We start from the raw sequence: 19,842 nt of genomic DNA on the forward strand, positions 1-19,842 counted from the left end.
AATGAAGTTTGTAATATTCACCCATGTTCCCCATTCACAAGCGGATAATCTGTATTATGCTTATGCGCCTTATGTTCGTGAAATGAATATATGGGGTAAACAGGTTGATGAACTGCTCGTTGTAGCTCCTTTTGTTTCCGGTAAAGCAACAGCCATTGACAGTCCTTACGAACATCAGCACCTACACTTAATTCCTGTTCCAAGTTTTGATTTATTATCGGTACAAGCTGTTTTGCTCACTTTATTTAAACTTCCCGGTTTACTTTGGACTATTTTTAAAGCGATGCAAAATGCGGATCATATTCATTTGCGGTGTCCCGGAAATATTGGTTTGTTGGGATGTTTGGTTCAAATTTTATTTCCCAATACTCCCAAAACGGCGAAATATGCCGGTAACTGGGATCCCAAATCCCAGCAGCCTTGGACGTATCGGATGCAAAAATGGATTTTGAGCAGTACCTTTTTGACCAAGAATATGCAGGTGTTAGTGTATGGAGAATGGGAAGGCAGCTCTCCCAATATTACCCCTTTTTTTACGGCTACTTATTCAGAAGCGGAGCAAGTTCCTTTTGGTTCAAAAGATTTAAAAATGCCGATTTCCTTTGTCTTTGTCGGGGCTTTAGTCTCCGGTAAAAATCCATTGTACGCGATTCAATTCGTGGAGACTCTTTTGAAAAAGGGATATGATGTGCAGTTGCATTTGTATGGGGAGGGTGTTGAACGTGTGGCATTAGAGCGCTATATTTTAGCCCGACAATTGGAAAAGGCAATTGTATTGATGGGGAACCAGTCTAAAGCAGTTGTACAGCAGGCGTATCAGGACAGTCATTTTGTTTTGTTGCCCTCTGCCAGTGAAGGTTGGCCAAAAGCCATTGCCGAAGGAATGTTTTGGGGGTGTGTTCCTATCGCAACCTCAGTTTCCTGTGTGCCATTTATGTTGGATTATGGTACAAGGGGGATTTTGCTGGAAATGAATCTTGAAAAAGATGCGGACCAAATGGAAATTATTCTAAACAATCAGTCGGTTTTTGATGCTAAGCAAAGCGCTGCCGCTGCTTGGTCGAGAATTTATACGTCGGATTTATTGGAGTCAGAAATTAAAAAACTGTTGCATTCATGAGGATTATTCAAATCATAGATTCCTTAGAAGCCGGAGGAGCGGAGCGTATGGCAGTCAGTTACGCCAATTCTTTAGTGGAAAAAATTGCGTTTTCAGGCTTGGTGGTCACCCGAAAAGAAGGTCCGCTTGTTCGCCAAATTGATGCGGGGGTTTCTTATTTGTATTTGCATAAAAAAGGCGTCCTTGATTTAAAAGCCCTTTTTCGGTTGCGGCAGTATGTAAAAGCCAACCAAGTTGCGATGGTTCAGGCACACAGCACTTCTTTTTTTCTTGCTTTTTTACTGCGATTAATTTGTCCGTCCGTGCGACTTATCTGGCACGATCATTATGGTGACAGTGAGTTTTTGGCGCAACGGCCCCGGTTTGTTTTGCGTCTGGTTCTTCCTTTTTTTAGTGGTATTATTGCGGTTAATCAAAAATTGAAAACGTGGTCGGAACAACAGTTCCATTTAAAAAATACGCTTTATTTGCCTAATTTCCCATCCGAAGAAAATACTGTTCCTGAACAGACATTATTATCTGGTATTACAGGAAAACGCATTGTTTGTCTGGCCAATTTAAGAGCTCAAAAAGATCATTTTTTGCTGCTGGAAGTGGCGAAAAGAGTGCAACAGACTCATCCCGACTGGAGTTTTCATTTGGTAGGAAAAGATTTTAATGATGTGTATTCTCAAAAAATTAAGCAATTAGTTGTTGCTTCTCATTTAGAAAAAAATGTGTTTCTTTACGGTTCAAAAGAAGATGTGTCTCACATTTTGAATCAATCCGCTATTGCGATACTGACTTCACAATCGGAAGGCTTACCGGTGGCGCTCTTGGAGTATGGATGGCATAAGAAGCCCGTTGTTGTTACGGATGTAGGTGAGATTTCGTCCTTGGTTACTCATCGTGAAAACGGTTTTTTAATCGCTTCGCAACAGGAGGGATTGTTTTATGAAGCTTTGGTTGAATTGATAGCGAATCCGTCGTTGTGTGAAAGCTTTGGTGAGCAATTGTATCAAAGTGTTGTTTTGAATTATTCTGAAAAAGCGGTTATAGCAAAGTATTTAAATTGGTGTGCCCAAATAAAATGAAAAAAGAAGACCTTTCGTATCTCTATTTAATTGTATTTCATGTGCTTATCGGCGCATTGGGCTATGCTTTTCCATTTACTTCCAAAATATATGGCTATTCTATTTTTATATTTGGTTTCTTTTATATTATAAAAAAACAGAATAAAAATAATGAAGCTCTTATGGTTGCTGCTTATGTAGTAGGCAGCGAAGTTTTTTTGAGGATGACTGACGGGAATCCTCTGTATGAGATTTCGAAGTACGGTGTGATGATTTTTCTTTTGATTGGAATGTATTACAGTGGGATTTCGAAGGGAGCCGTTCCCTATTGGCTTTTTTTACTGCTGTTGGTTCCCAGTATTGTGATTTCAACCGTTGCGCTGGATTTTGATACTAATATTCGGAAAGCGATTGCTTTTAATGTTTCGGGGCCAGTCTGTTTGGGCATTGCATCTCTTTATACGTTCAGGCGTGTTGTTTCGATGCAGCAAATCAATCAGATAATGCTTAGTTTGGGACTGCCTGTTATTACATGTATGGTGTATTTGACTTTTTATACTCCAAATATTCAGGAAGTTATTACGGGTACAGAATCTAATTTCCAGACTTCGGGAGGCTATGGTCCGAATCAGGTTGCGACTATTTTGGGTTTAGGGATGTTTATTTTCTTTTCACGGATTATATTAGCTTCCAAAACTACATCTCAGGTGCTTGTTAATTTCATTCTGGCATTGAATATTACTTATCGGGGGATGCTTACTTTTTCGCGTGGCGGTATGATTACCGGTTTTTTAATGATACTATTCCTGTTGTTATTTTTGTATTTTAAATCCAATTCAGGAGGCAGAATCAAATTGAATTATATCATCGTATTTGTTGGTCTTGCCTTGATTGCCACTTGGGGCTATACTTCTTTTACAACAGGGGGGCTTATAGATAAACGCTATGCGAATCAAGATGCTAAAGGCCGTGTAAAAGAAAGTAAGTTTACCGGAAGGGAAGATGTGGCACAAAATGAAATCAACACTTTTTTGAATAATCCCATTTTTGGAGTTGGTGTCGGAAAAGGGGTTGAAGTCCGAAAAGCAGAAACAAATGTTGAAGTGCAGTCGCATGATGAAATCACCCGAATGTTAGCGGAACATGGTCTTTTTGGTGTTGTTGGATTGCTTATTTTATTCTTTACTCCCTTAATTTTATATTTAGAAAATCAATTCAATATGTTTTTATTGTGTTTTCTTTTGTTTTGGTTGTTGACTATTAATCATGCCGCTATGCGAACCGCAGCGCCCGCTTTTGTCTATTCCTTGTCTTTGCTGAATGTCCAGTTGGGGCTTCCTAAAAAGCGCGTGAGACATTAATCGTGTTTTCGATAGGGTTCGGGTTTGTTTTTCCTTGTCAAGAAAGGATATGACTACGAAATTCTTATTTTTCAGTTTCTATTCTAAGCATTGTTTATTTATGGTCCTCTATTTCTAAAAAACCCCAAAAAGCGCATTTATTAATGTTCCGTTCAATTTATATATTAAACAAAATGCCTAAATTGCACCCAAATAGCTAAATAATACCATGTCCTCTAAATATAAGATTCATTTTGAAATTTCAGAACGGAAAATTATCCTGCGCCTTTTTGACGTTGCCTTTGTTTTGAGTGCTTTGTATTTAGTAGGGTATTTTTTTAATTTTAGTTACTTCAGTATTTCCTCCACCAATTTTTCCTGGACTTTTGTTTTAGGTATTTATATCATGTTTTTTGGTGCTATTTTCGAGATGTATAATCTACAGGTGGCCAGTAATCAGTTTCAGATTTTCAGAAGTACGGTTCTTACTGCCTCCACGACTGTTGTGGTTTATTTGTTGACTCCTGTTTTTTCTCCGGAACTGCCTTCCAACCGAATACAAATGTTGATTTTTTATCTTACCGTATTTTTGGCTTTACTTTTTTGGCGAATGGTTTATGTGCTTTTTTTGGCCTCCAACCGATTTATTCAAAATGCGGTACTGATTTGTGATAAAGAGCAAGTCGAAGAATTGATTCTGGGCTTGGAAAATATTGATCCCCATTATAAAATTGTTGCCTATGTTAATTCGGATTGTAATGGTGTTGAAGATTTTGAATACCATTATGTAAAAAACATAAAGAAAGATACCTTAACTTCCTTCGTAAAAGAGCATGCCATTTCCGAAATTGTAATTGCTTCCCAAAAAAATGACAGTATTACAGCAGATTTGTACCATCAGCTGATTGGTTTGTTGGAGTCCGGAAATATTATTCGGGAATATACGCAGGTCTATGAAAGCAAAACCCAGCGTATTCCGGTACAGTATATCTCCCGCGATTTTTATCGGTTTTTCCCGTTTAGCAGGAGTAATAACAATAAGTTGTATTTGTTGATGGTGCGGGTTTTTGAAATTATAATTTCAGTATCCGGATTGTCTATAGGTATTCTCTTTCTTCCTTTCATCCTTATCGGAAATGCTGTGGGCAACAGAGGTACCCTGTTTTATACCCAAGAACGTGTTGGAAAAGACTCAAAGGTTTTTAAGATATTCAAATTCAGGACCATGGTAAAAAATGCGGAGTCTAACGGTGCGGTTTTTACCACGATTAATGACGCCAGAATCAACGTTTTCGGCAAGTTTTTGAGAAAAACACGTATCGATGAATTTCCTCAATTTATCAATATTTTAAAAGGGGAAATGGCTGTTATTGGTCCAAGACCCGAGCGTCCCGTTTTTGTTGATGAAATTGCGGCATTAATGCCTTTTTATGAGACCCGTCACGTTATAAAACCCGGACTTACCGGATGGGCACAAGTGAATTATTCTTACGGAGAAACCATTGATGACAGTTTAATTAAGCTGCAATACGATTTGTATTATATTAAGCACCGCAGTATTTTTCTGGACTTGAACATTATGTTTAAAACGGTGACTACGGTAGTTTTTTACAGGGGGCAATAGGTTTTTTGGGTTTTGGGTGTTGGGTTTTGGGTATTAGGTTATAGGTTCTGGGTGTTGGGTTTTAGGGATTTTAGTATTGGTTTTAGTAGAATGACCGTGCTTGTAATTATCATTGGCAGTACGATTAAGAAATGGGCTTTGTTTATCAAAATTACAGCATAAACGGCTAATGAAAGCAGATTGAAAAGTGCTGTATAATAGATTCCTTTTTCCTTTTTTACGGCATAAAAATAAAGCAATGCCAGTAGCGCCGGATTGAATAACAATATGTTGTAATTGTATTCTAATTCCCGGTGCAATGAATAGCTTCCCGCAAAAATAAAAAATAAGCCTATTACCGCCAGTAATCCGAGGTAACCAAAATTCACACTTCTTTTGTTTAGTATCAGGATGCCTCCCAAAATCAGCAGGTAGGTGTAGCCATTATTCCACCAAGAAAAAGGAACTTCTTTTTCGAATTCCAACAGTGTTTTTGTTTCTTTTGCTAGCAGTTGCTTTTTAAAGTGTACTGTTTTTAAACTTTTTTCTAACTCAAAAGGTAAGAACAGTTGCGTCCCCATTCCGTCCACTTTTTTTCCGAAAATGATGCTGGTTCCTAATTTTTCATAAAAATGATGGTCAAAATACGGGTACAGAATTGTTCTGTACGTAATGTCAGTATCGGCGTTTTTTACAATGGCCGTGGTGTCGAGTGTTTTGTTGATGATGTCCACCACCATCGAAGTACAGTTTTTATCGATAAATTTATAGGTGTAGTGGCTTTCCCCTGAGGCTAAAGAAGTATTTAAATTATCAAATAATTGTTGTTTCAGCGTATTGGGAATTTCTAATTCCTGTTCGTAAACCGACCTTTTTTCATACGTATATTCGTTTATAAAATCAGCATACGGATGCACTACGGCAAAATACTGTAAGTCGCCTTTGATGAATTTTAATACAAAATTGGGTGTTCCAAAATCAAAAGCCCCATAATTGTAAACCCAATCGATGTTGTTGAACGGGTCGTTGATACGGATGGCAGTATGTCCGAACATGGAATAGGATTCGTTGCCCGTTCCGCAAGTAATTACGCTTACTTTTGCTTCTTTTGACAATAAATGGTTTTGTCCGAAACTATAGTTTATGGTGGTAAATAGGAGTATAAAAAGAACTAATTTTTTTAAAAGGTAAAGATTCATTTGGCAAAAAGTGTTAGCGTGCAACAAGCGTTAGTTTGCTATTCAGGTGTCTTGTTTTATCCTTTTTTAGCAGGTTTGTTTTGCAAAGATACTCAAAGTAACTAAAGTACTTCACACTGTTTTTGGGTGGTTTTTTTGAATGACAGCAAATAGTACGCTTTCGATTACCACTTAGTTTCTGAACATTCCCAACTCTACTTTTACCGAAAATATATTCGAATATAAAGCGGTACTTTGGTTTCCTAAATCGGTTAGCGCATAATCAATTTGAATGCCTTTGTATTTAAAACCTACTCCTATATTTGGTTGGAACCCTACTTTTTCGGTGTTGTCTATTTGTGTTACTTTTTGAAAATTTCCAACACCCGCTCTGAGAAAAACTAAGTCGGTATAACCGAATTCGAATCCCAAAGCCGGATCGATACTTACTGCATCGGTCGCCAATATATCATTGGTTTTGGTCAATCGCATGTTCATATTGGCTGCAGCCAAAATGCTGTAATCGTAGTGAATATTGAATTTTTTAGCTACTCCCAGTTGTATTTTTGGTGCGGTAATCTCCGTGCTTTCCGGTAATTCCTGATTTTCACCTGGAATCGCATTCGCTACTTTTTGGTATTCTTGTTCGTCAATACTCCACACATTATAAGTAGTCGTAATGTCGCGGACCATCAGTCCAAATTGCCAATCGTTCCTTTCTAATTGGAGTCCAACATCAAAACCAAATCCCCAAGAATTCGCAAATTTACCGATTACGCGTCGGATTATTTTGGCATTCACGCCATATTGAAATCCGGGAACCGGTAATTTTCGAGCATAAGAAAAGGTGAATCCATAATCGGCTGTCGAGAATAAGCTGATGCGGTTGTAGTCGATATTGCCTTCGCTGTCAATTAATTCGGTCGTATTGAGGATGTCGTCGACCCCAAAACGGATCATCGAAATTCCCCAGGCGCTCCGGTCATCTATCGGGCTGGCATAGGCTATGTAATCGTATTGGGCAATATTGGCAAAATAATTGGCGTGCATCAGGGATACCTGATGGTCTTCGAGATGGATTAAACCTGCAGGATTCCAATAGCCCGAATTGACATCAGTTGTCGCTGCCACAGCGGTATTGGCCCTGCCCAAAGCGGCGGCATCAACACCAATGTTCATGAACTCATTGGAGTATTTCCGGACTGCCTGGCTGTACATGCTTAGGCTTATCAAAAATACAAACAGGAACGTTTTTTTCAAAAGGATTATTTTTAGCTCCCCAAAGGGCGTTACATTTTCATCAAAAATATAATTTTTTACCGAGCTTATTTCTTCCTTTTGCTAAATAATATAAAAGGGACCGGCTTGATGAAAAATCTCTATTAAAAACGCACGGCTCTTGAACTTATTATATTAAATTTGTCGCTCTTGACGCTAAATTAAAATTACTATGACAATTAAAAAGCATATTCCAAATCTGATTACCTTATTGAATCTTTTTTGTGGTTGTATTGCCCTTGTTTTTGCGGTTGACCGGAATTATGAAATGGCCTTTTATTTTGTATGTCTAGGTATTTTCTTGGATTTTTTTGATGGTTTTTTTGCCCGATTGTTTCAGGTTTCCAGTCCGCTTGGTTTGCAATTGGATTCTTTGGCCGATATGGTTACCAGTGGCGTAGTTCCCGGATTTGTTATGTTTACTTTGATGGAAGACAGTTCTAATCCGAATCACTATTTGTCCTTTTTGGGATTTCTGATTGCCTTAGGGTCTTGTTATCGTTTGGCAAATTTTAATATTGATACCCGTCAAACCGACTCTTTTATAGGCTTGCCGACTCCTGCCAATGCGCTCTTTATTTTAAGTTTGCCTTTAGTTTTACAGTATTCAGATTCTATGATTGTATTAGAGATTTTAACTAACTATGGCGTTTTGTTGGGGATTACTTTGTTGAGCGTTTATATTTTGAATGCTGAAATTCCGTTATTTTCCCTAAAAATCAAAAAATTTAATTTGAAGGACAATGCACTTCAAATTGTCTTTCTTTTCTTGTCTTTGTTGCTGTTGGTTTTCTTTCAGTATTTAGGTATACTTTTGGTCATTGTTTTTTATGTCCTTCTTTCTGTGGTGAATAATATATTTTTTTCTAAGTAGTTTTCGTTGCATGAGAAGAAAACCTGTTCCAAGAAAACCAGTACCATTCCGTAAATCCAAAAAGAAATCCTCTTTTTTTTCGGGAAAAGTAGGGTGTTATTCAGGAATTCTTTTTCTTGTTGTATTTGTTCTTGGTACCGCCTATCATTATCGGGAGGGACTGGCTTATTATTTGGGTTTTAAGTCTGATAAAGTATTGCAATCGGCTACTTCCAAGCATTTGTCGGATGTTCGTAATTTTCAGGTTTTAGAAAAACACGAAGGCAAGTCCATTGGTTTGGATGTTTCTGAGTATCAGGAAAAAATCAGTTGGTCTTATGTCGATACTTTGGAACAAAAATACCGACTGGATTTTGTTTTCATCCGGGCGACCGTGGGGAAAGACAGGGTGGATCGTCAGTTTAAACGGAATTGGCTTGGCGCCAAAGAAAATAAAATGATTCGTGGCGCTTATCATTATTACCGTCCCAATGAAAATTCTATCGAGCAAGCGGAATTGTTTATCAAAACGGTGACGCTCCGAAAAGGGGATTTGCCTCCGGTTTTAGATATTGAAAAACTTCCTAAAAATCAATCGATAGACAGTTTGAAAGTTGGCTTGAAGCGCTGGCTTCATAAAGTAGAATCCCATTATAAAGTGAAGCCTATTATTTATACCGGCGAGAAATATTATGATGATTTTTTGAAAGAAGAATTCAGCGCGTATTTGTTTTGGATCGCCAATTATAATTTTTACCGAGAATCTATAGAAGAGGATTGGCTGTTTTGGCAATTTACGGAGAAAGCTACTGTGCCGGGTATTAAAACTTCGGTGGATATTAATATTTACAACGGCGATTTAGAGCAGTTGGGGTTTATTACGGTGGAGTAGGGTTTTTTTGGGTGTTGGGTATTGGGTTTTAGGTGTTGGGTCTTTGGTGTTTGGTGTTGGGTTTTAGATGTTGGGTCTTTGGGTGTTTTGCGAATTATTTTTTTGTTTCGATTATGAATACAATGAATAAAAAGAACGCCAAGAAAATTATAAAAAACAGTACTGAATTTCGGTTGGCGAAGTTGACGGTAAAGCCCATCCAAGCGATTCTTTTTGGAGGAAAAATTCGTTTGTCATCTTTGTTATAATAGAACATTCCCCATTTCCAGTTGTTTGGATCTTTATGCCATTTGTTCAGAGTTTCCTGACTGGGTTCTTCTTGATTTCCCATTTTTTATGGATTTTGTTTCAACGGACTGTTGATTGTTTTACTAAAACTCTAATTTTTTCTTTCTTAATTCGAAGTTTTGTCCAAGGTACACGCGGCGTACCATTTCGTCTTCTACTAATTCTTCCGGAATTCCGGCTTTCAAGATTCCACCTTCAAACATCAGGTAGGTTTTGTCAGTGATGGCTAAGGTTTCCTGTACGTTGTGGTCGGTAATCAGGATTCCGATATTTTTATTTTTTAACTGAGCTACAATACGTTGGATATCCTCTACAGCAACCGGATCGACCCCTGCGAATGGTTCGTCGAGTAGTATGAATTTTGGATCCGTCGCAAGACAACGCGCAATTTCGGTACGGCGGCGTTCTCCACCCGAAAGTAAATCCCCTCTGTTGGTGCGAATGTGTTGTAAACCAAACTCCTCAATCAAACTTTCCATTTTGGCTTCTTGTTCCGCTTTGGTGTGTTTGGTCAATTGTAAAACACTCAGGATATTGTCTTCAATGCTTAATTTTCTGAACACCGAAGCTTCTTGTGCCAAATAGCCAATTCCTTGTTGGGCTCTTTTGTACATCGGGTAATCGGTAATGTCTAAATTATCAAGGTAAATGTTTCCTGAATTGGGTTTTACCAATCCAACAATCATATAAAAAGAAGTCGTTTTACCAGCTCCATTTGGACCCAGCAGCCCCACAATTTCACCTTGATTTACTTCTACCGAAATGCCTTTCACGACACTACGACCTTTATAGGTTTTTATAAGATTTTCGGCTCTTAATTTCATTTTTTAGTTTATCGTTTGATTGTTTAACGGAGTAATGTTGATTCGTTTGGCCGTCAAATAAACGAATAAACAAATCAATACCTTGTCCTGTTAACAATTATTTAGTTTCTTCTAAAGCTTCCCAGAATTCATACGCTCTACGCAAATGCGGAATTACAATGGTTCCGCCAACGAGTGTGGCAATTCCCATGGCTTCCATCATTTCCTCTTTGGTCACTCCTTCTTTGTAGCTGGTTTCCAAATGGTATTTTACACAATCGTCACAACGTAAAACGGTTGAAGCCACTAGGCCTAACAATTCTTTTGTTTTTACGTCTAAAGCTCCAGCAGCGTAGGCATTGGTATCTAAATTGAAAATTCGTTTGACAATTTTATTGTTGTCTGCCAATAATTTTTCGTTCATTTTAGAACGGTACTCGTTGAATTCCTGAATGCTATTGTCCATTTACTTTCTTTTGATTTCTTACTACAAGTACCGAAATAAAGATACTCGCTTCGTAGATTACTAACATCGGTAAGGCCACAATTATCTGACTTACTACATCCGGAGGTGTCACAATAGCGGCTACCACAAGGATTATAATTACTGCATATTTCCAATATTTTCTCAAAAAGACAGGAGTTACTAAGCCCAGTTTCGTTAAGAAATAAATGATAATGGGCAATTCAAAAAACAATCCGCAGGCAATAACGCTCGTTTTTACCATACCAATATAGGAATCGATGCTAAACTGATTTTTTACTACATCACTGACTTTGAACGTGGCAAAAAAGTTTACCGACATTGGGACGATTACAAAATAACCGAACAAAACGCCCAAAAAGAACAATAATGAGGATACAAAAATAAAGAGTTTGGCATGTTTTTTTTCTTTCTCATACAAAGCAGGACTGATGAATTTCCATATTTCCCAAAGGATTATTGGGAATCCTAATATAAAACCGGCGGTGATACACGTCCAAACTAAGATGTTTACCTGTCCTTCCATATCCGTATTCTGGATGATAAAAGGCATTTCGGTGACGCAAATACTGTCGGCAAATCCTAATTGATGTGATAAATCACAAAAAAATCGGTAGGTGATGAAATCGGGACTTGTTGGTCCGAAAATAATGACATCAAAAATATAATCACTCACAAAGAAAGTAATCGTAGCCATTATTAAAATAGCAATTGTACTGCGCACTAACAGCCATCTCAATTCCTCCAGATGGTCCAGAAAGGACATTTCGTTTAGGTTCTTCTTACTCATTATACGATTCCTTCTTTTAGAATGTCATGTATATGCAGTACGCCTTTGTATTCCATGTCGTCTACAACCACTAATTGGGTGATGGAGAAATCTTCCATACTATTAAATGCATCTACTACCATTGCGGCAGAGGAAGTCATTTTTGGATTCTTAGTCATAATATCTTTAGCGGTTAAATCAGCAAAAGTGTCTCTTTCGTTCAGCATTCTTCTGATGTCGCCATCGGTAATAATTCCGATGACTTTATTGTCTTCCACAACAGCAGTAACGCCTAATCGTTTTTCCGAAATTTCGAAAATTACCTGTTTGATGGAAGCTTCCGGAGCGACCATCGGTTTCAATGAATTCTCTAACATGTCTTTGACACGGAGTAGTAGTTTTTTGCCCAAAGCGCCACCGGGATGATAGATGGCAAAATCTTCGGCTTTGAAATCCCGCATTTCCATCAGGCAAACGGCAATTGCATCGCCCATTACTAATTGAGCTGTTGTGCTGTTTGTTGGTGCTAAGTTAATTGGGCAGGCTTCGGCTTCTACAGTAGTGTTCAAAACAAAATCGGATCCTTTGGCCAGAAACGAACTTGTATTGCCTGTTATTGCAATCAGCGTATTGCCAAACCGTTTTAATAAGGGGACCAAAACTTTGATTTCGGGGCTGTTGCCGCTTTTTGAAATGCATATAATCACATCGTCATTTTGAATCATTCCTAAATCGCCATGTATGGCTTCGGCAGCATGAAGAAAAAGCGATGGTGTTCCGGTAGAATTAAAAGTAGCTACCATTTTTTGAGCAATAATGGCGCTTTTTCCTATTCCGGTAACGACCAATCTGCCTTTTGAATTGTAAATACACTGTGTGGCATTGCTGAAATTTTCGTCTACAAAATCAGCTAGTTTTGCAATGGCTTTACTTTCCGATAAAATTGTTTTTTTGGCACTAGCCAATATATTTTCTTTAGTTATCAAAACAGAATGGTTAAAATTTGTATGTGTAAAAGAAAGTTGTATCTTTATGTAATGCAAATTTATACAAAATACCACATAATATAGAATGAATTCAAACGAAATTGACATACACAAAGAATTAAAGAAGTATTTTGGCTTCAGCCAATTTAAAGGGTTACAGGAACAAGTCATAAAAAGTATCCTTAATAAACAAAATACATTTGTGATTATGCCAACAGGTGGCGGGAAGTCACTCTGTTACCAATTGCCGGCTTTGGTTCAACCCGGAACTGCGATTGTAGTATCTCCCTTGATCGCCTTGATGAAAAATCAGGTGGATGCCATTCGAAGCTTATCTTCAGAAAATGGTATTGCGCACGTATTGAATTCTTCATTAACTAAAACAGAAATTGCCCAGGTTAAGAAGGATATCACTTCCGGATTGACTAAATTATTATATGTAGCGCCGGAATCTTTAAATAAAGAGGAGTATGTAACTTTTCTTAAAACGGTGACTATTTCTTTTGTTGCCATTGATGAAGCCCACTGTATCTCAGAATGGGGGCATGATTTCAGACCGGAATACCGAAATTTAAGACATATCATTAAGCAATTGGGAGATGTTCCCATTATAGGATTGACGGCTACAGCCACTCCAAAAGTTCAGGAAGATATCCTGAAAAATTTGGACATGTCGGATGCGACTACTTTCAAAGCCTCTTTCAACAGACCTAATTTATATTACGAAGTGCGTACAAAAACGAAGAATATCGAATCTGATATTATTCGTTTTATCAAACAGCACAAAGGGAAATCCGGAATTATTTATTGTTTAAGCCGTAAAAAAGTAGAGGCTATTGCCGAAGTTTTACAAGTAAACGGTATTAGTGCGGTTCCGTATCATGCGGGACTGGATGCTAAAACACGTGCCAAACATCAGGATATGTTTCTGATGGAAGATGTAGATGTGGTGGTGGCTACTATTGCTTTTGGAATGGGAATTGACAAACCCGATGTGCGTTTTGTTATTCATCATGATATTCCAAAGTCCTTAGAGAGTTATTATCAAGAAACCGGTCGTGCCGGAAGAGATGGTGGTGAAGGGCATTGTTTGGCCTATTATTCGTATAAAGATGTTGAAAAACTAGAAAAATTCCTGTCGGGAAAACCCGTAGCAGAGCAAGAAATTGGTTTTGCATTGTTGCAGGAAGTAGTAGCTTATGCCGAAACTTCAATGTCCAGAAGAAAGTTTCTGTTGCATTATTTCGGAGAAGAATTCGACAGCGAAACCGGAGAAGGCGCCGATATGGACGATAATGTCCGCAATCCAAAAACGAAAATAGAGGCAAAAGATCAAGTTGTTAAACTGTTAGAGATTGTTCGGGATACCAAACATTTGTACAAATCAAAAGAAATTGTATTTACCTTGATAGGACGTGTCAATGCCGTAATAAAAGCGCATCGAACCGACTCTCAATCATTCTTTGGTTCCGGAGCGGATCATGATGAAAAGTATTGGATGGCCTTGCTTCGACAAGTATTGGTAGCCGGATTTTTGACTAAAGATATAGAAACCTATGGTATCGTAAAAGTCACTAAAAAAGGGTTGGATTTCATTCAAAACCCATTTTCTTTTATGATGTCAGAAGATCATGAATACAACGAATCTGAAGATGAAGCTATTGTTACCGCCTCAAAATCTACCGGTACTGCCGATGAAGTTTTGATGAGTATGTTGCGCGACTTGCGTAAAAAAGAAGCTAAGAAACTCGGAGTTCCGCCGTTTGTTGTTTTTCAAGATCCATCGTTGGAGGACATGGCTTTAAAATATCCTATTTCTCAAGAGGAATTGATTAATATTCATGGTGTCGGAGAAGGAAAAGCCAAGAAATACGGTGCTGCATTCGTGGCCTTAATCAGCCGTTATGTAACCGATAATGATATTATCCGCCCGGATGATTTGGTGGTGAAATCTACCGGAGTTAATTCGGCCAATAAATTATACATCATTCAAAATATCGACCGAAAATTATCTCTTGATGATATTGCTTCCGCCAAAGGGATGAAAATGGATGATCTGATTAAAGAAATGGAACAAATTGTTTATTCCGGAACGAAGTTAAACATCAAATATTGGGTTGATGAATTGTTGGATGACGATCAGCAAGAAGAGATTCATGATTATTTTATGGAATCCGAATCGGATAAAATAGAAGATGCTTTAAAAGAATTTGATGGCGAATATGATATTGATGAATTGCGTTTAATGCGTATAAAATTTATTAGTGAGGTAGCTAATTAGGGTTTTTGGGTGTTAGGTATTGGGTATTGGGTGTTGGGTGTTGGGGATTGGGTTTTAGGTATTGGATGTTGGGTTTTTGGGATTGGGTTTAGTATTTAGAGATTTTGCTATCTGTTGTCTAAAACCTGTAATTTTCATTCTTTTTACTGAAAAAGCTCTCCCCGATGCGGTTTCAAAGCATCTCTTACCTGAATCATATTTTCATCGGTGACTACCATAAACGCAATAGCCTGCATTTCACTTTGAATTTCAAAACCGGTGATGTTTAATGGCAGTTTTTCAATAGCGATGTATTCTTTTAAATGAATTTCGTGGTGCTCCGCTGTTTTTGCGGAAGCCGGTCCACGAAAATCCCAAATCAGTTTTATTTTTCTCGACATTTTGAAGCGGTTAATGGTTTACTTGTTTTTAAGCCTCAAAGTTACAAAGTCTAATTTGAAATTCAGCTGATTTGGAAATTTGAAAATGGATTTCATATTAAAACCTTAATTCCACTACAAAATACTATTTTTGTACTTTGTTTTGTTTTTCGAAAAATCGATCAGTCAAATCAACGCATAAAAAATAAATAATGCCTCAAGAACTCCTTTTACAAGTCACTCCCGAAATTGCTGCCAACGAACTGTTGCTCAAAACGTATTTATCGAAACAAATTAAAGTTTCGGAACGTGATATACAACATGTTTCTATTTTGAAGCGCTCTATTGATGCGCGTCAGAAAGCCATCAAAATAAATTTGAAAGTGGTGATTTATCTCGAAGGCGAGTCTATTTTGGAGCATCCGATTCAACTTCCGGATTATAAAAATGTGTCTTCCGCTCCTGAAGTGATTGTTGTTGGTGCTGGTCCTGCGGGACTTTTTGCGGCTTTGCAACTCATAGAACTGGGTTTGAAACCGATTGTTTTAGAGCGTGGAAAAGATGTTCGCGGCAGAAGAAGGGATTTGAAAGCCATTAATGTCGATCATGTGGTTGATGAAGATTCTAATTATTGTTTTGGCGAAGGTGGGGCAGGAACCTATTCCGACGGAAAATTATACACGCGTTCCAAAAAAAGAGGTGATGTTACCCGGATTTTAGAGTTATTGGTCGCTTTTGGTGCTTCTCCGGATATTTTGGTTGATGCGCATCCGCATATTGGGACCAATAAATTGCCTCAGATTATTCAAGACATTCGGGAGAAAATTATCGAATGTGGCGGACAGGTTTTGTTTGAAACCCGTTTGACCGATATTTTGATTAAAAGCAATGAAGTGCAGGGCGTTGTTACCCAAAAAGGGGATACGATTCTAGCTAAAAAACTCATTTTGGCCACCGGACATTCTGCCCGTGATATTTTTGAATTATTAGACCGGAAAAAAGTTTTTATCGAAGCTAAGCCTTTTGCCTTGGGCGTAAGAGCCGAACATCCGCAGTCCTTAATAGACCGTATTCAATACAGTTGTGATTATCGCGGAGAGCATCTGCCACCTGCACCTTATTCGATTGTGAAACAAGTAGGCGGAAGGGGAATGTATTCGTTTTGTATGTGTCCCGGTGGTGTGATTGCGCCTTGTGCGACCAGTCCCGGTGAGGTTGTGACCAATGGCTGGTCTCCTTCTAAACGCGATCAGGCTACGGCTAATTCTGGAATTGTAATCGAATTGAAACTGGAAGATTTTAAACCTTTTGCTAAGTTTGGTGCTTTGGCCGGAATGGAATTTCAAAAGAGCATTGAACAAAAAGCGTGGCATTTGGCAGGGGAGACCCAAAAAGTGCCTGCGCAGCGCATGGTTGATTTTACCCAAAATAAAGTCTCTGCCGCTATTCCGAAAACGTCTTATGTTCCCGGAACCACTTCGGTAGAAATGGGGCAGGTTTTTCCTGGATTTTTATCTCAAATTTTGCGCGAAGGGTTCACTGAATTTGGAAAATCGATGCGTGGATATCTGACTAATGAAGCTATTTTGCATGCGCCAGAAAGCCGAACTTCTTCACCAGTGCGCATCCCGCGTAATGCTGAAACCTTAGAGCATCTGCAAATCAAAGGTTTATATCCTTGCGGTGAAGGGGCAGGTTATGCCGGCGGGATTATTTCGGCTGCGATTGACGGAGAGCAATGTGCGTTGAAAAGTGGTGCCATTTTGAAGGTATAATTTAATTCGGGCCGAGTGGTTTTATTTTTAATGGTCGTAACTTACCACTCTTGAGATTTTCCATTGATTGTCTTTTTTCTTCCAAATCATCAGGAATTTAAAAGTACCTATTTCTTCTTTGCCATTTTCCATGTGTCTGAACTCGTGAACTCCAATTTGAATGGCTCCATAGTCTTTAACAGGATGGACTTCCAAACTTCCGGGAACTAATTTTCGGGTTAGTTTATTTTCATTTTGAAACCTATTCTCAAAATTAGTAAATACGGTTTCATAGGAAAGTAAACCTCCGTTGTCTTGAAACCATTCTAAATCTTCTGTAAATAACGATTTGAATTTTGCGAATTCTTTTCGGTTGAAAGCATCAAATACAATCTGATCCATTTGTTCTATTTCATGATAGAGCGCTGCGGATGTTGGTGCTACTTTTTTTTCTTGCGCATGTATCGGGTTTGCAAAAGTCAATATTAGAATTATCAGCGCCAAGCGGATCCATAGATACTGTTTTCTTTTCATGAGAATTGGTTTTTACTTGTAATCTGCTACTGTTATTTTTGGTTTTTTACGGCAACAGCAATTTTAGAATCCGCAGTGCCATAATAGAGGAACCACTGTTTTTTAAAATAAACTAATCCTTCTACAAAACACACCTCATTTACCTCTCCGGTTTTTTCATAGGGTTTGTCCGGATGAATAAAATACTGGTCCATACGGTCTATCAGTTTATATGGATTTTCTTTGTCAAATAATGCCTGACCAGCTGCATAAGTAAATTTTGGCAATTTTGAATCATTGTAATTTGCCGCATTACTGCCATTATAAATCAATAGAATTCCTTCTTTCTGGAGTAAGGCAAAAGGACCGGGTTCAACTAAACGGCTGTCAAAATACCCCATTCGCGGATGTAAAACCGAAATCATTTTCTTATTCTCTTCATTCTCGGCAACTTCCCAGTGTATCAGGTCCTCTGAAGTGGCCAAGTACAAGTCGGTATCCCCAAAATACATCCAATATTTTCCTTTTATTTTTACTGCTTTGATTTTATCACCCACACGTTCCCCTACTATTGCGCCGGATTTAGACCAAAGATCTTTGTATTTTTCTTGGTGTAAAACCAATCCATGTTTCGTCCAAGTGGTTAGGTTTTTTGAACTGGCTAAACAGAGTCTGGCTGTTTTTCCATCATAAGAGGTGTAGGTCATAATATAGGTTCCGTTATCACTTTCTATAATACGGGGATCTTCTACGCCACCTTTCCATTCGTATTGCATCATGTTGTCGTTTTCGGGATAGAAAACAGGAGCCGCTAGTTTGGTGAAATGGAGACCATCGTCGCTGACAGCTAATCCTAATCGGGAAGTCATTTCATGATCCTGAGCTCTGTAAATCAAATATATTTTACCGTCTTTTACCACAGCAGAAGGATTGAGTACATTGCGTTCTTCCCATTGGACTTTTTTATTGCTTACCGGACAGGTGAATGTTTGATTGGTATCCGGAACTAAAATAGGGTTGATGCTGTCAGCTTTGGTAAAGCCTAGTATCGCCCAATCCTGATTTTTTACTGCTTTAGAGACGTTTTGTTGTGCGCTTATTTTGCCATTAAACAAAAGGAATAATGATAGCAGGCCTATTATTTTTTTCATTGGAATAAAAAGATTGGTTTAAAATTATGCTGCTTTCGATCTTCTATCTTAGCTTCATTTTTGAATTACTGTAAAATAAAGATACTGATTTAATCGTTAAAATTCCTTTTACAAAAAAACAAGCCTGTTAAAATAGTTTTTAACAGGCTTGTTTCACTTTGAAATGAGTTGGTGTTTTGCTTTTTACTTTTCCTCCAAGATTTTTTTCTTTTCGTCAAATTCTTCGTTTGTGATTTCTCCTTTTGCTAATCTTTTTTTCAGGATGTCCAGGGGAGTCTCGGTTTTTGTTCGTTGTCCCGGAATTTCATAGGGTGTTGCAAATATCCATAGTATTAAGATAATCCAAAATATCCACCATAAAAGATGCATGCCCCAAAAGTGATGTTCGTAATACATATTAGAGTTATTAAGGGGTTAAAATAATATGTAAAGATATGAATTTCAGTTGTTTAAATTCAATTCATAGAACGATTTTTGTTGGGGATTTTCTGTTTTTTTTGGTTTTGGATTCTAATTTTTCTTCTTTAAGCGATTTTTAAATACTTTCTCGAATTTTTCTAGTTTAGGCTGAATCACTCTTTCGCAATACGGTTGGTTTTTATTGTTTTCGTAATAATTCTGATGATACATTTCTGCTTTATAAAATTTTGTGAAAGGTTCCAAGGTCGTCACTATTGGGGAGTCGTAAATTTTTGCTTTTTTCAAATCATTGATCACCGCTTGCGCTGCTCTTTTTTGTTCTTCATTTTTGTAGAAGATGGCAGAACGGTATTGGGTTCCTTCATCGGCACCCTGACGGTTTAAAGTGGTCGGATCATGAACGGTAAAGAAGACTTTGAAAATTTCGTCCAGATTGGTAACGGTTTTGTCATACGTAATTTGGACTACTTCGGCATAACCGGTTCTTCCGGAAGAAACGGCCTCGTAAGTAGGATCGGGTGTTTTGCCACCTGCGTAGCCCGATACTGCCGATTGTACGCCCATCAGGTTTTCATACACCGCTTCTACACACCAGTAACAACCGCCGGCGAGCGTAATGGTTTCCAGATTCGATGCTTTTAAGGGTTTAGTCGTGTTTTTGTTTTGTCCCAACATGCTTAATGTGCTGAGCAAACTGATTAAGATTAGCTTTTTCATA

20 protein-coding genes are annotated in these 19,842 nt (G+C 38.1%); 8 read left to right on the forward strand and 12 right to left on the reverse strand.

Translation table 11 applies throughout. From position 1 onward, the window contains the following. Nucleotide 1: 1 nt before the first annotated feature. The 4 genes from O6P34_RS07725 (at nucleotide 2) to O6P34_RS07740 (ending at nucleotide 5,136) form a co-directional block, all read left to right on the forward strand. Entirely contained in the window at nucleotides 2-1,120 is a 1,119-nt protein-coding gene (locus tag O6P34_RS07725; protein WP_269683937.1) for a glycosyltransferase, read from the forward strand. Continuing rightward, nucleotides 1,117-2,193 (forward strand): glycosyltransferase family 4 protein, encoded by a 1,077-nt coding sequence (locus O6P34_RS07730; protein ID WP_269683938.1) that lies wholly within the window; start codon nucleotides 1,117-1,119, stop codon nucleotides 2,191-2,193. Before O6P34_RS07725 ends, O6P34_RS07730 begins: the two co-directional genes overlap by 4 nt. After that, the gene (locus O6P34_RS07735; RefSeq protein WP_269683939.1) at nucleotides 2,190-3,533 is read left to right on the forward strand and encodes an O-antigen ligase family protein; all 1,344 of its coding nucleotides are present in this window, start codon (nucleotides 2,190-2,192) and stop codon (nucleotides 3,531-3,533) included. The genes O6P34_RS07730 and O6P34_RS07735 overlap by 4 nt, the downstream gene beginning before the upstream one ends. Before the next feature lie 208 nt (nucleotides 3,534-3,741). Continuing rightward, nucleotides 3,742-5,136: an exopolysaccharide biosynthesis polyprenyl glycosylphosphotransferase gene (locus O6P34_RS07740; protein WP_269683940.1), complete on the forward strand. Its 1,395-nt coding sequence runs from the start codon at nucleotides 3,742-3,744 to the stop codon at nucleotides 5,134-5,136. A 38-nt stretch (nucleotides 5,137-5,174) separates the two neighbouring features. On the opposite strand, the gene O6P34_RS07745 is transcribed toward O6P34_RS07740, so the two are convergent. Beyond that, on the reverse strand, nucleotides 5,175-6,314 hold the full coding sequence (locus tag O6P34_RS07745) for a lipoprotein N-acyltransferase Lnb domain-containing protein (RefSeq protein ID WP_269683941.1): 1,140 nt from the start codon (nucleotides 6,312-6,314) through the stop codon (nucleotides 5,175-5,177). A gap of 171 nt (nucleotides 6,315-6,485) precedes the next feature. Further along, a complete protein-coding gene (locus tag O6P34_RS07750; RefSeq protein ID WP_489886161.1) occupies nucleotides 6,486-7,553 on the reverse strand; it encodes a putative type IX sorting system protein PorV2 in 1,068 nt (355 codons plus the stop codon). 190 nt (nucleotides 7,554-7,743) lie between these two features. On the opposite strand from O6P34_RS07750, the gene O6P34_RS07755 reads away from it, so the two are divergent. Beyond that, nucleotides 7,744-8,445, forward strand: a complete 702-nt coding sequence (locus O6P34_RS07755) for a CDP-alcohol phosphatidyltransferase family protein (RefSeq protein ID WP_269683942.1) — start codon at nucleotides 7,744-7,746, stop codon at nucleotides 8,443-8,445. Nucleotides 8,446-8,455: 10 nt separating this feature from the next. Then, on the forward strand, nucleotides 8,456-9,316 hold the full coding sequence (locus tag O6P34_RS07760) for a glycoside hydrolase family 25 protein (RefSeq protein WP_269683943.1): 861 nt from the start codon (nucleotides 8,456-8,458) through the stop codon (nucleotides 9,314-9,316). Between the two features lie 94 nt (nucleotides 9,317-9,410). Here O6P34_RS07760 and O6P34_RS07765 read toward each other — a convergent pair whose 3' ends face one another. The 5 genes from O6P34_RS07765 to O6P34_RS07785 form a co-directional block, all read right to left on the reverse strand. Continuing rightward, complete coding sequence (locus tag O6P34_RS07765; RefSeq protein ID WP_269683944.1) at nucleotides 9,411-9,647, reverse strand: DUF5808 domain-containing protein; 237 nt, start codon at nucleotides 9,645-9,647, stop codon at nucleotides 9,411-9,413. 40 nt (nucleotides 9,648-9,687) lie between these two features. Beyond that, on the reverse strand, nucleotides 9,688-10,428 hold the full coding sequence (gene lptB, locus O6P34_RS07770) for an LPS export ABC transporter ATP-binding protein (RefSeq protein ID WP_269683945.1): 741 nt from the start codon (nucleotides 10,426-10,428) through the stop codon (nucleotides 9,688-9,690). A gap of 97 nt (nucleotides 10,429-10,525) precedes the next feature. Continuing rightward, nucleotides 10,526-10,873, reverse strand: a complete 348-nt coding sequence (locus tag O6P34_RS07775) for a carboxymuconolactone decarboxylase family protein (RefSeq protein ID WP_269683946.1) — start codon at nucleotides 10,871-10,873, stop codon at nucleotides 10,526-10,528. After that, complete coding sequence (gene tatC, locus O6P34_RS07780) at nucleotides 10,863-11,681, reverse strand: twin-arginine translocase subunit TatC (protein WP_269683947.1); 819 nt, start codon at nucleotides 11,679-11,681, stop codon at nucleotides 10,863-10,865. Before tatC ends, O6P34_RS07775 begins: the two co-directional genes overlap by 11 nt. Continuing rightward, nucleotides 11,681-12,646, reverse strand: a complete 966-nt coding sequence (locus O6P34_RS07785) for a KpsF/GutQ family sugar-phosphate isomerase (protein WP_269683948.1) — start codon at nucleotides 12,644-12,646, stop codon at nucleotides 11,681-11,683. The genes tatC and O6P34_RS07785 overlap by 1 nt, the downstream gene beginning before the upstream one ends. Before the next feature lie 85 nt (nucleotides 12,647-12,731). Between O6P34_RS07785 and recQ the strand changes: the two genes are divergently transcribed. Then, entirely contained in the window at nucleotides 12,732-14,927 is a 2,196-nt protein-coding gene (gene recQ / locus O6P34_RS07790; RefSeq protein WP_269683949.1) for a DNA helicase RecQ, read from the forward strand. Between the two features lie 143 nt (nucleotides 14,928-15,070). Here recQ and O6P34_RS07795 read toward each other — a convergent pair whose 3' ends face one another. Further along, nucleotides 15,071-15,307 (reverse strand): hypothetical protein, encoded by a 237-nt coding sequence (locus O6P34_RS07795; protein ID WP_269683950.1) that lies wholly within the window; start codon nucleotides 15,305-15,307, stop codon nucleotides 15,071-15,073. Nucleotides 15,308-15,498: 191 nt separating this feature from the next. Here O6P34_RS07795 and O6P34_RS07800 point away from each other — a divergent pair, with 191 nt between their 5' ends. Further along, on the forward strand, nucleotides 15,499-17,061 hold the full coding sequence (locus O6P34_RS07800) for an NAD(P)/FAD-dependent oxidoreductase (protein ID WP_269683951.1): 1,563 nt from the start codon (nucleotides 15,499-15,501) through the stop codon (nucleotides 17,059-17,061). A 27-nt stretch (nucleotides 17,062-17,088) separates the two neighbouring features. Here O6P34_RS07800 and O6P34_RS07805 read toward each other — a convergent pair whose 3' ends face one another. The 4 genes from O6P34_RS07805 to msrA form a co-directional block, all read right to left on the reverse strand. After that, nucleotides 17,089-17,574: a nuclear transport factor 2 family protein gene (locus tag O6P34_RS07805; protein WP_269683952.1), complete on the reverse strand. Its 486-nt coding sequence runs from the start codon at nucleotides 17,572-17,574 to the stop codon at nucleotides 17,089-17,091. 32 nt (nucleotides 17,575-17,606) lie between these two features. Further along, nucleotides 17,607-18,704 (reverse strand): glycoside hydrolase family 130 protein, encoded by a 1,098-nt coding sequence (locus tag O6P34_RS07810; protein ID WP_269683953.1) that lies wholly within the window; start codon nucleotides 18,702-18,704, stop codon nucleotides 17,607-17,609. A gap of 183 nt (nucleotides 18,705-18,887) precedes the next feature. Then, complete coding sequence (locus O6P34_RS07815; RefSeq protein ID WP_269683954.1) at nucleotides 18,888-19,100, reverse strand: SHOCT domain-containing protein; 213 nt, start codon at nucleotides 19,098-19,100, stop codon at nucleotides 18,888-18,890. Between the two features lie 114 nt (nucleotides 19,101-19,214). Further along, nucleotides 19,215-19,841 carry a peptide-methionine (S)-S-oxide reductase MsrA gene (msrA, locus tag O6P34_RS07820; RefSeq protein WP_269683955.1) on the reverse strand — a complete coding sequence of 209 codons (627 nt, stop codon included), beginning with the start codon at nucleotides 19,839-19,841 and terminating at the stop codon, nucleotides 19,215-19,217. Nucleotide 19,842 lies beyond the last annotated feature (1 nt).

The sequence above is a fragment of the Flavobacterium lacustre genome (assembly GCF_027474525.2).
Classification (GTDB): Bacteria; Bacteroidota; Bacteroidia; order Flavobacteriales; family Flavobacteriaceae; genus Flavobacterium; species Flavobacterium lacustre.

What these genes read in the sequence shown, in the direction of transcription:
- O6P34_RS07725 (WP_269683937.1), top strand. Translation starts at nt 2, where the DNA reads ATGAAGTTTGTAATATTCACCCATGTTCCCCATTCACAAGCGGATAAT.
- O6P34_RS07730 (WP_269683938.1), top strand. Translation starts at nt 1,117, where the DNA reads ATGAGGATTATTCAAATCATAGATTCCTTAGAAGCCGGAGGAGCGGAG.
- O6P34_RS07735 (WP_269683939.1), top strand. Translation starts at nt 2,190, where the DNA reads ATGAAAAAAGAAGACCTTTCGTATCTCTATTTAATTGTATTTCATGTG.
- O6P34_RS07740 (WP_269683940.1), top strand. Translation starts at nt 3,742, where the DNA reads ATGTCCTCTAAATATAAGATTCATTTTGAAATTTCAGAACGGAAAATT.
- O6P34_RS07745 (WP_269683941.1), bottom strand. Translation starts at nt 6,314, where the DNA reads ATGAATCTTTACCTTTTAAAAAAATTAGTTCTTTTTATACTCCTATTT.
- O6P34_RS07755 (WP_269683942.1), top strand. Translation starts at nt 7,744, where the DNA reads ATGACAATTAAAAAGCATATTCCAAATCTGATTACCTTATTGAATCTT.
- O6P34_RS07760 (WP_269683943.1), top strand. Translation starts at nt 8,456, where the DNA reads ATGAGAAGAAAACCTGTTCCAAGAAAACCAGTACCATTCCGTAAATCC.
- O6P34_RS07765 (WP_269683944.1), bottom strand. Translation starts at nt 9,647, where the DNA reads ATGGGAAATCAAGAAGAACCCAGTCAGGAAACTCTGAACAAATGGCAT.
- lptB (WP_269683945.1), bottom strand. Translation starts at nt 10,428, where the DNA reads ATGAAATTAAGAGCCGAAAATCTTATAAAAACCTATAAAGGTCGTAGT.
- O6P34_RS07775 (WP_269683946.1), bottom strand. Translation starts at nt 10,873, where the DNA reads ATGGACAATAGCATTCAGGAATTCAACGAGTACCGTTCTAAAATGAAC.
- tatC (WP_269683947.1), bottom strand. Translation starts at nt 11,681, where the DNA reads ATGAGTAAGAAGAACCTAAACGAAATGTCCTTTCTGGACCATCTGGAG.
- recQ (WP_269683949.1), top strand. Translation starts at nt 12,732, where the DNA reads ATGAATTCAAACGAAATTGACATACACAAAGAATTAAAGAAGTATTTT.
- O6P34_RS07795 (WP_269683950.1), bottom strand. Translation starts at nt 15,307, where the DNA reads ATGTCGAGAAAAATAAAACTGATTTGGGATTTTCGTGGACCGGCTTCC.
- O6P34_RS07800 (WP_269683951.1), top strand. Translation starts at nt 15,499, where the DNA reads ATGCCTCAAGAACTCCTTTTACAAGTCACTCCCGAAATTGCTGCCAAC.
- O6P34_RS07805 (WP_269683952.1), bottom strand. Translation starts at nt 17,574, where the DNA reads ATGAAAAGAAAACAGTATCTATGGATCCGCTTGGCGCTGATAATTCTA.
- O6P34_RS07810 (WP_269683953.1), bottom strand. Translation starts at nt 18,704, where the DNA reads ATGAAAAAAATAATAGGCCTGCTATCATTATTCCTTTTGTTTAATGGC.
- O6P34_RS07815 (WP_269683954.1), bottom strand. Translation starts at nt 19,100, where the DNA reads ATGTATTACGAACATCACTTTTGGGGCATGCATCTTTTATGGTGGATA.
- msrA (WP_269683955.1), bottom strand. Translation starts at nt 19,841, where the DNA reads ATGAAAAAGCTAATCTTAATCAGTTTGCTCAGCACATTAAGCATGTTG.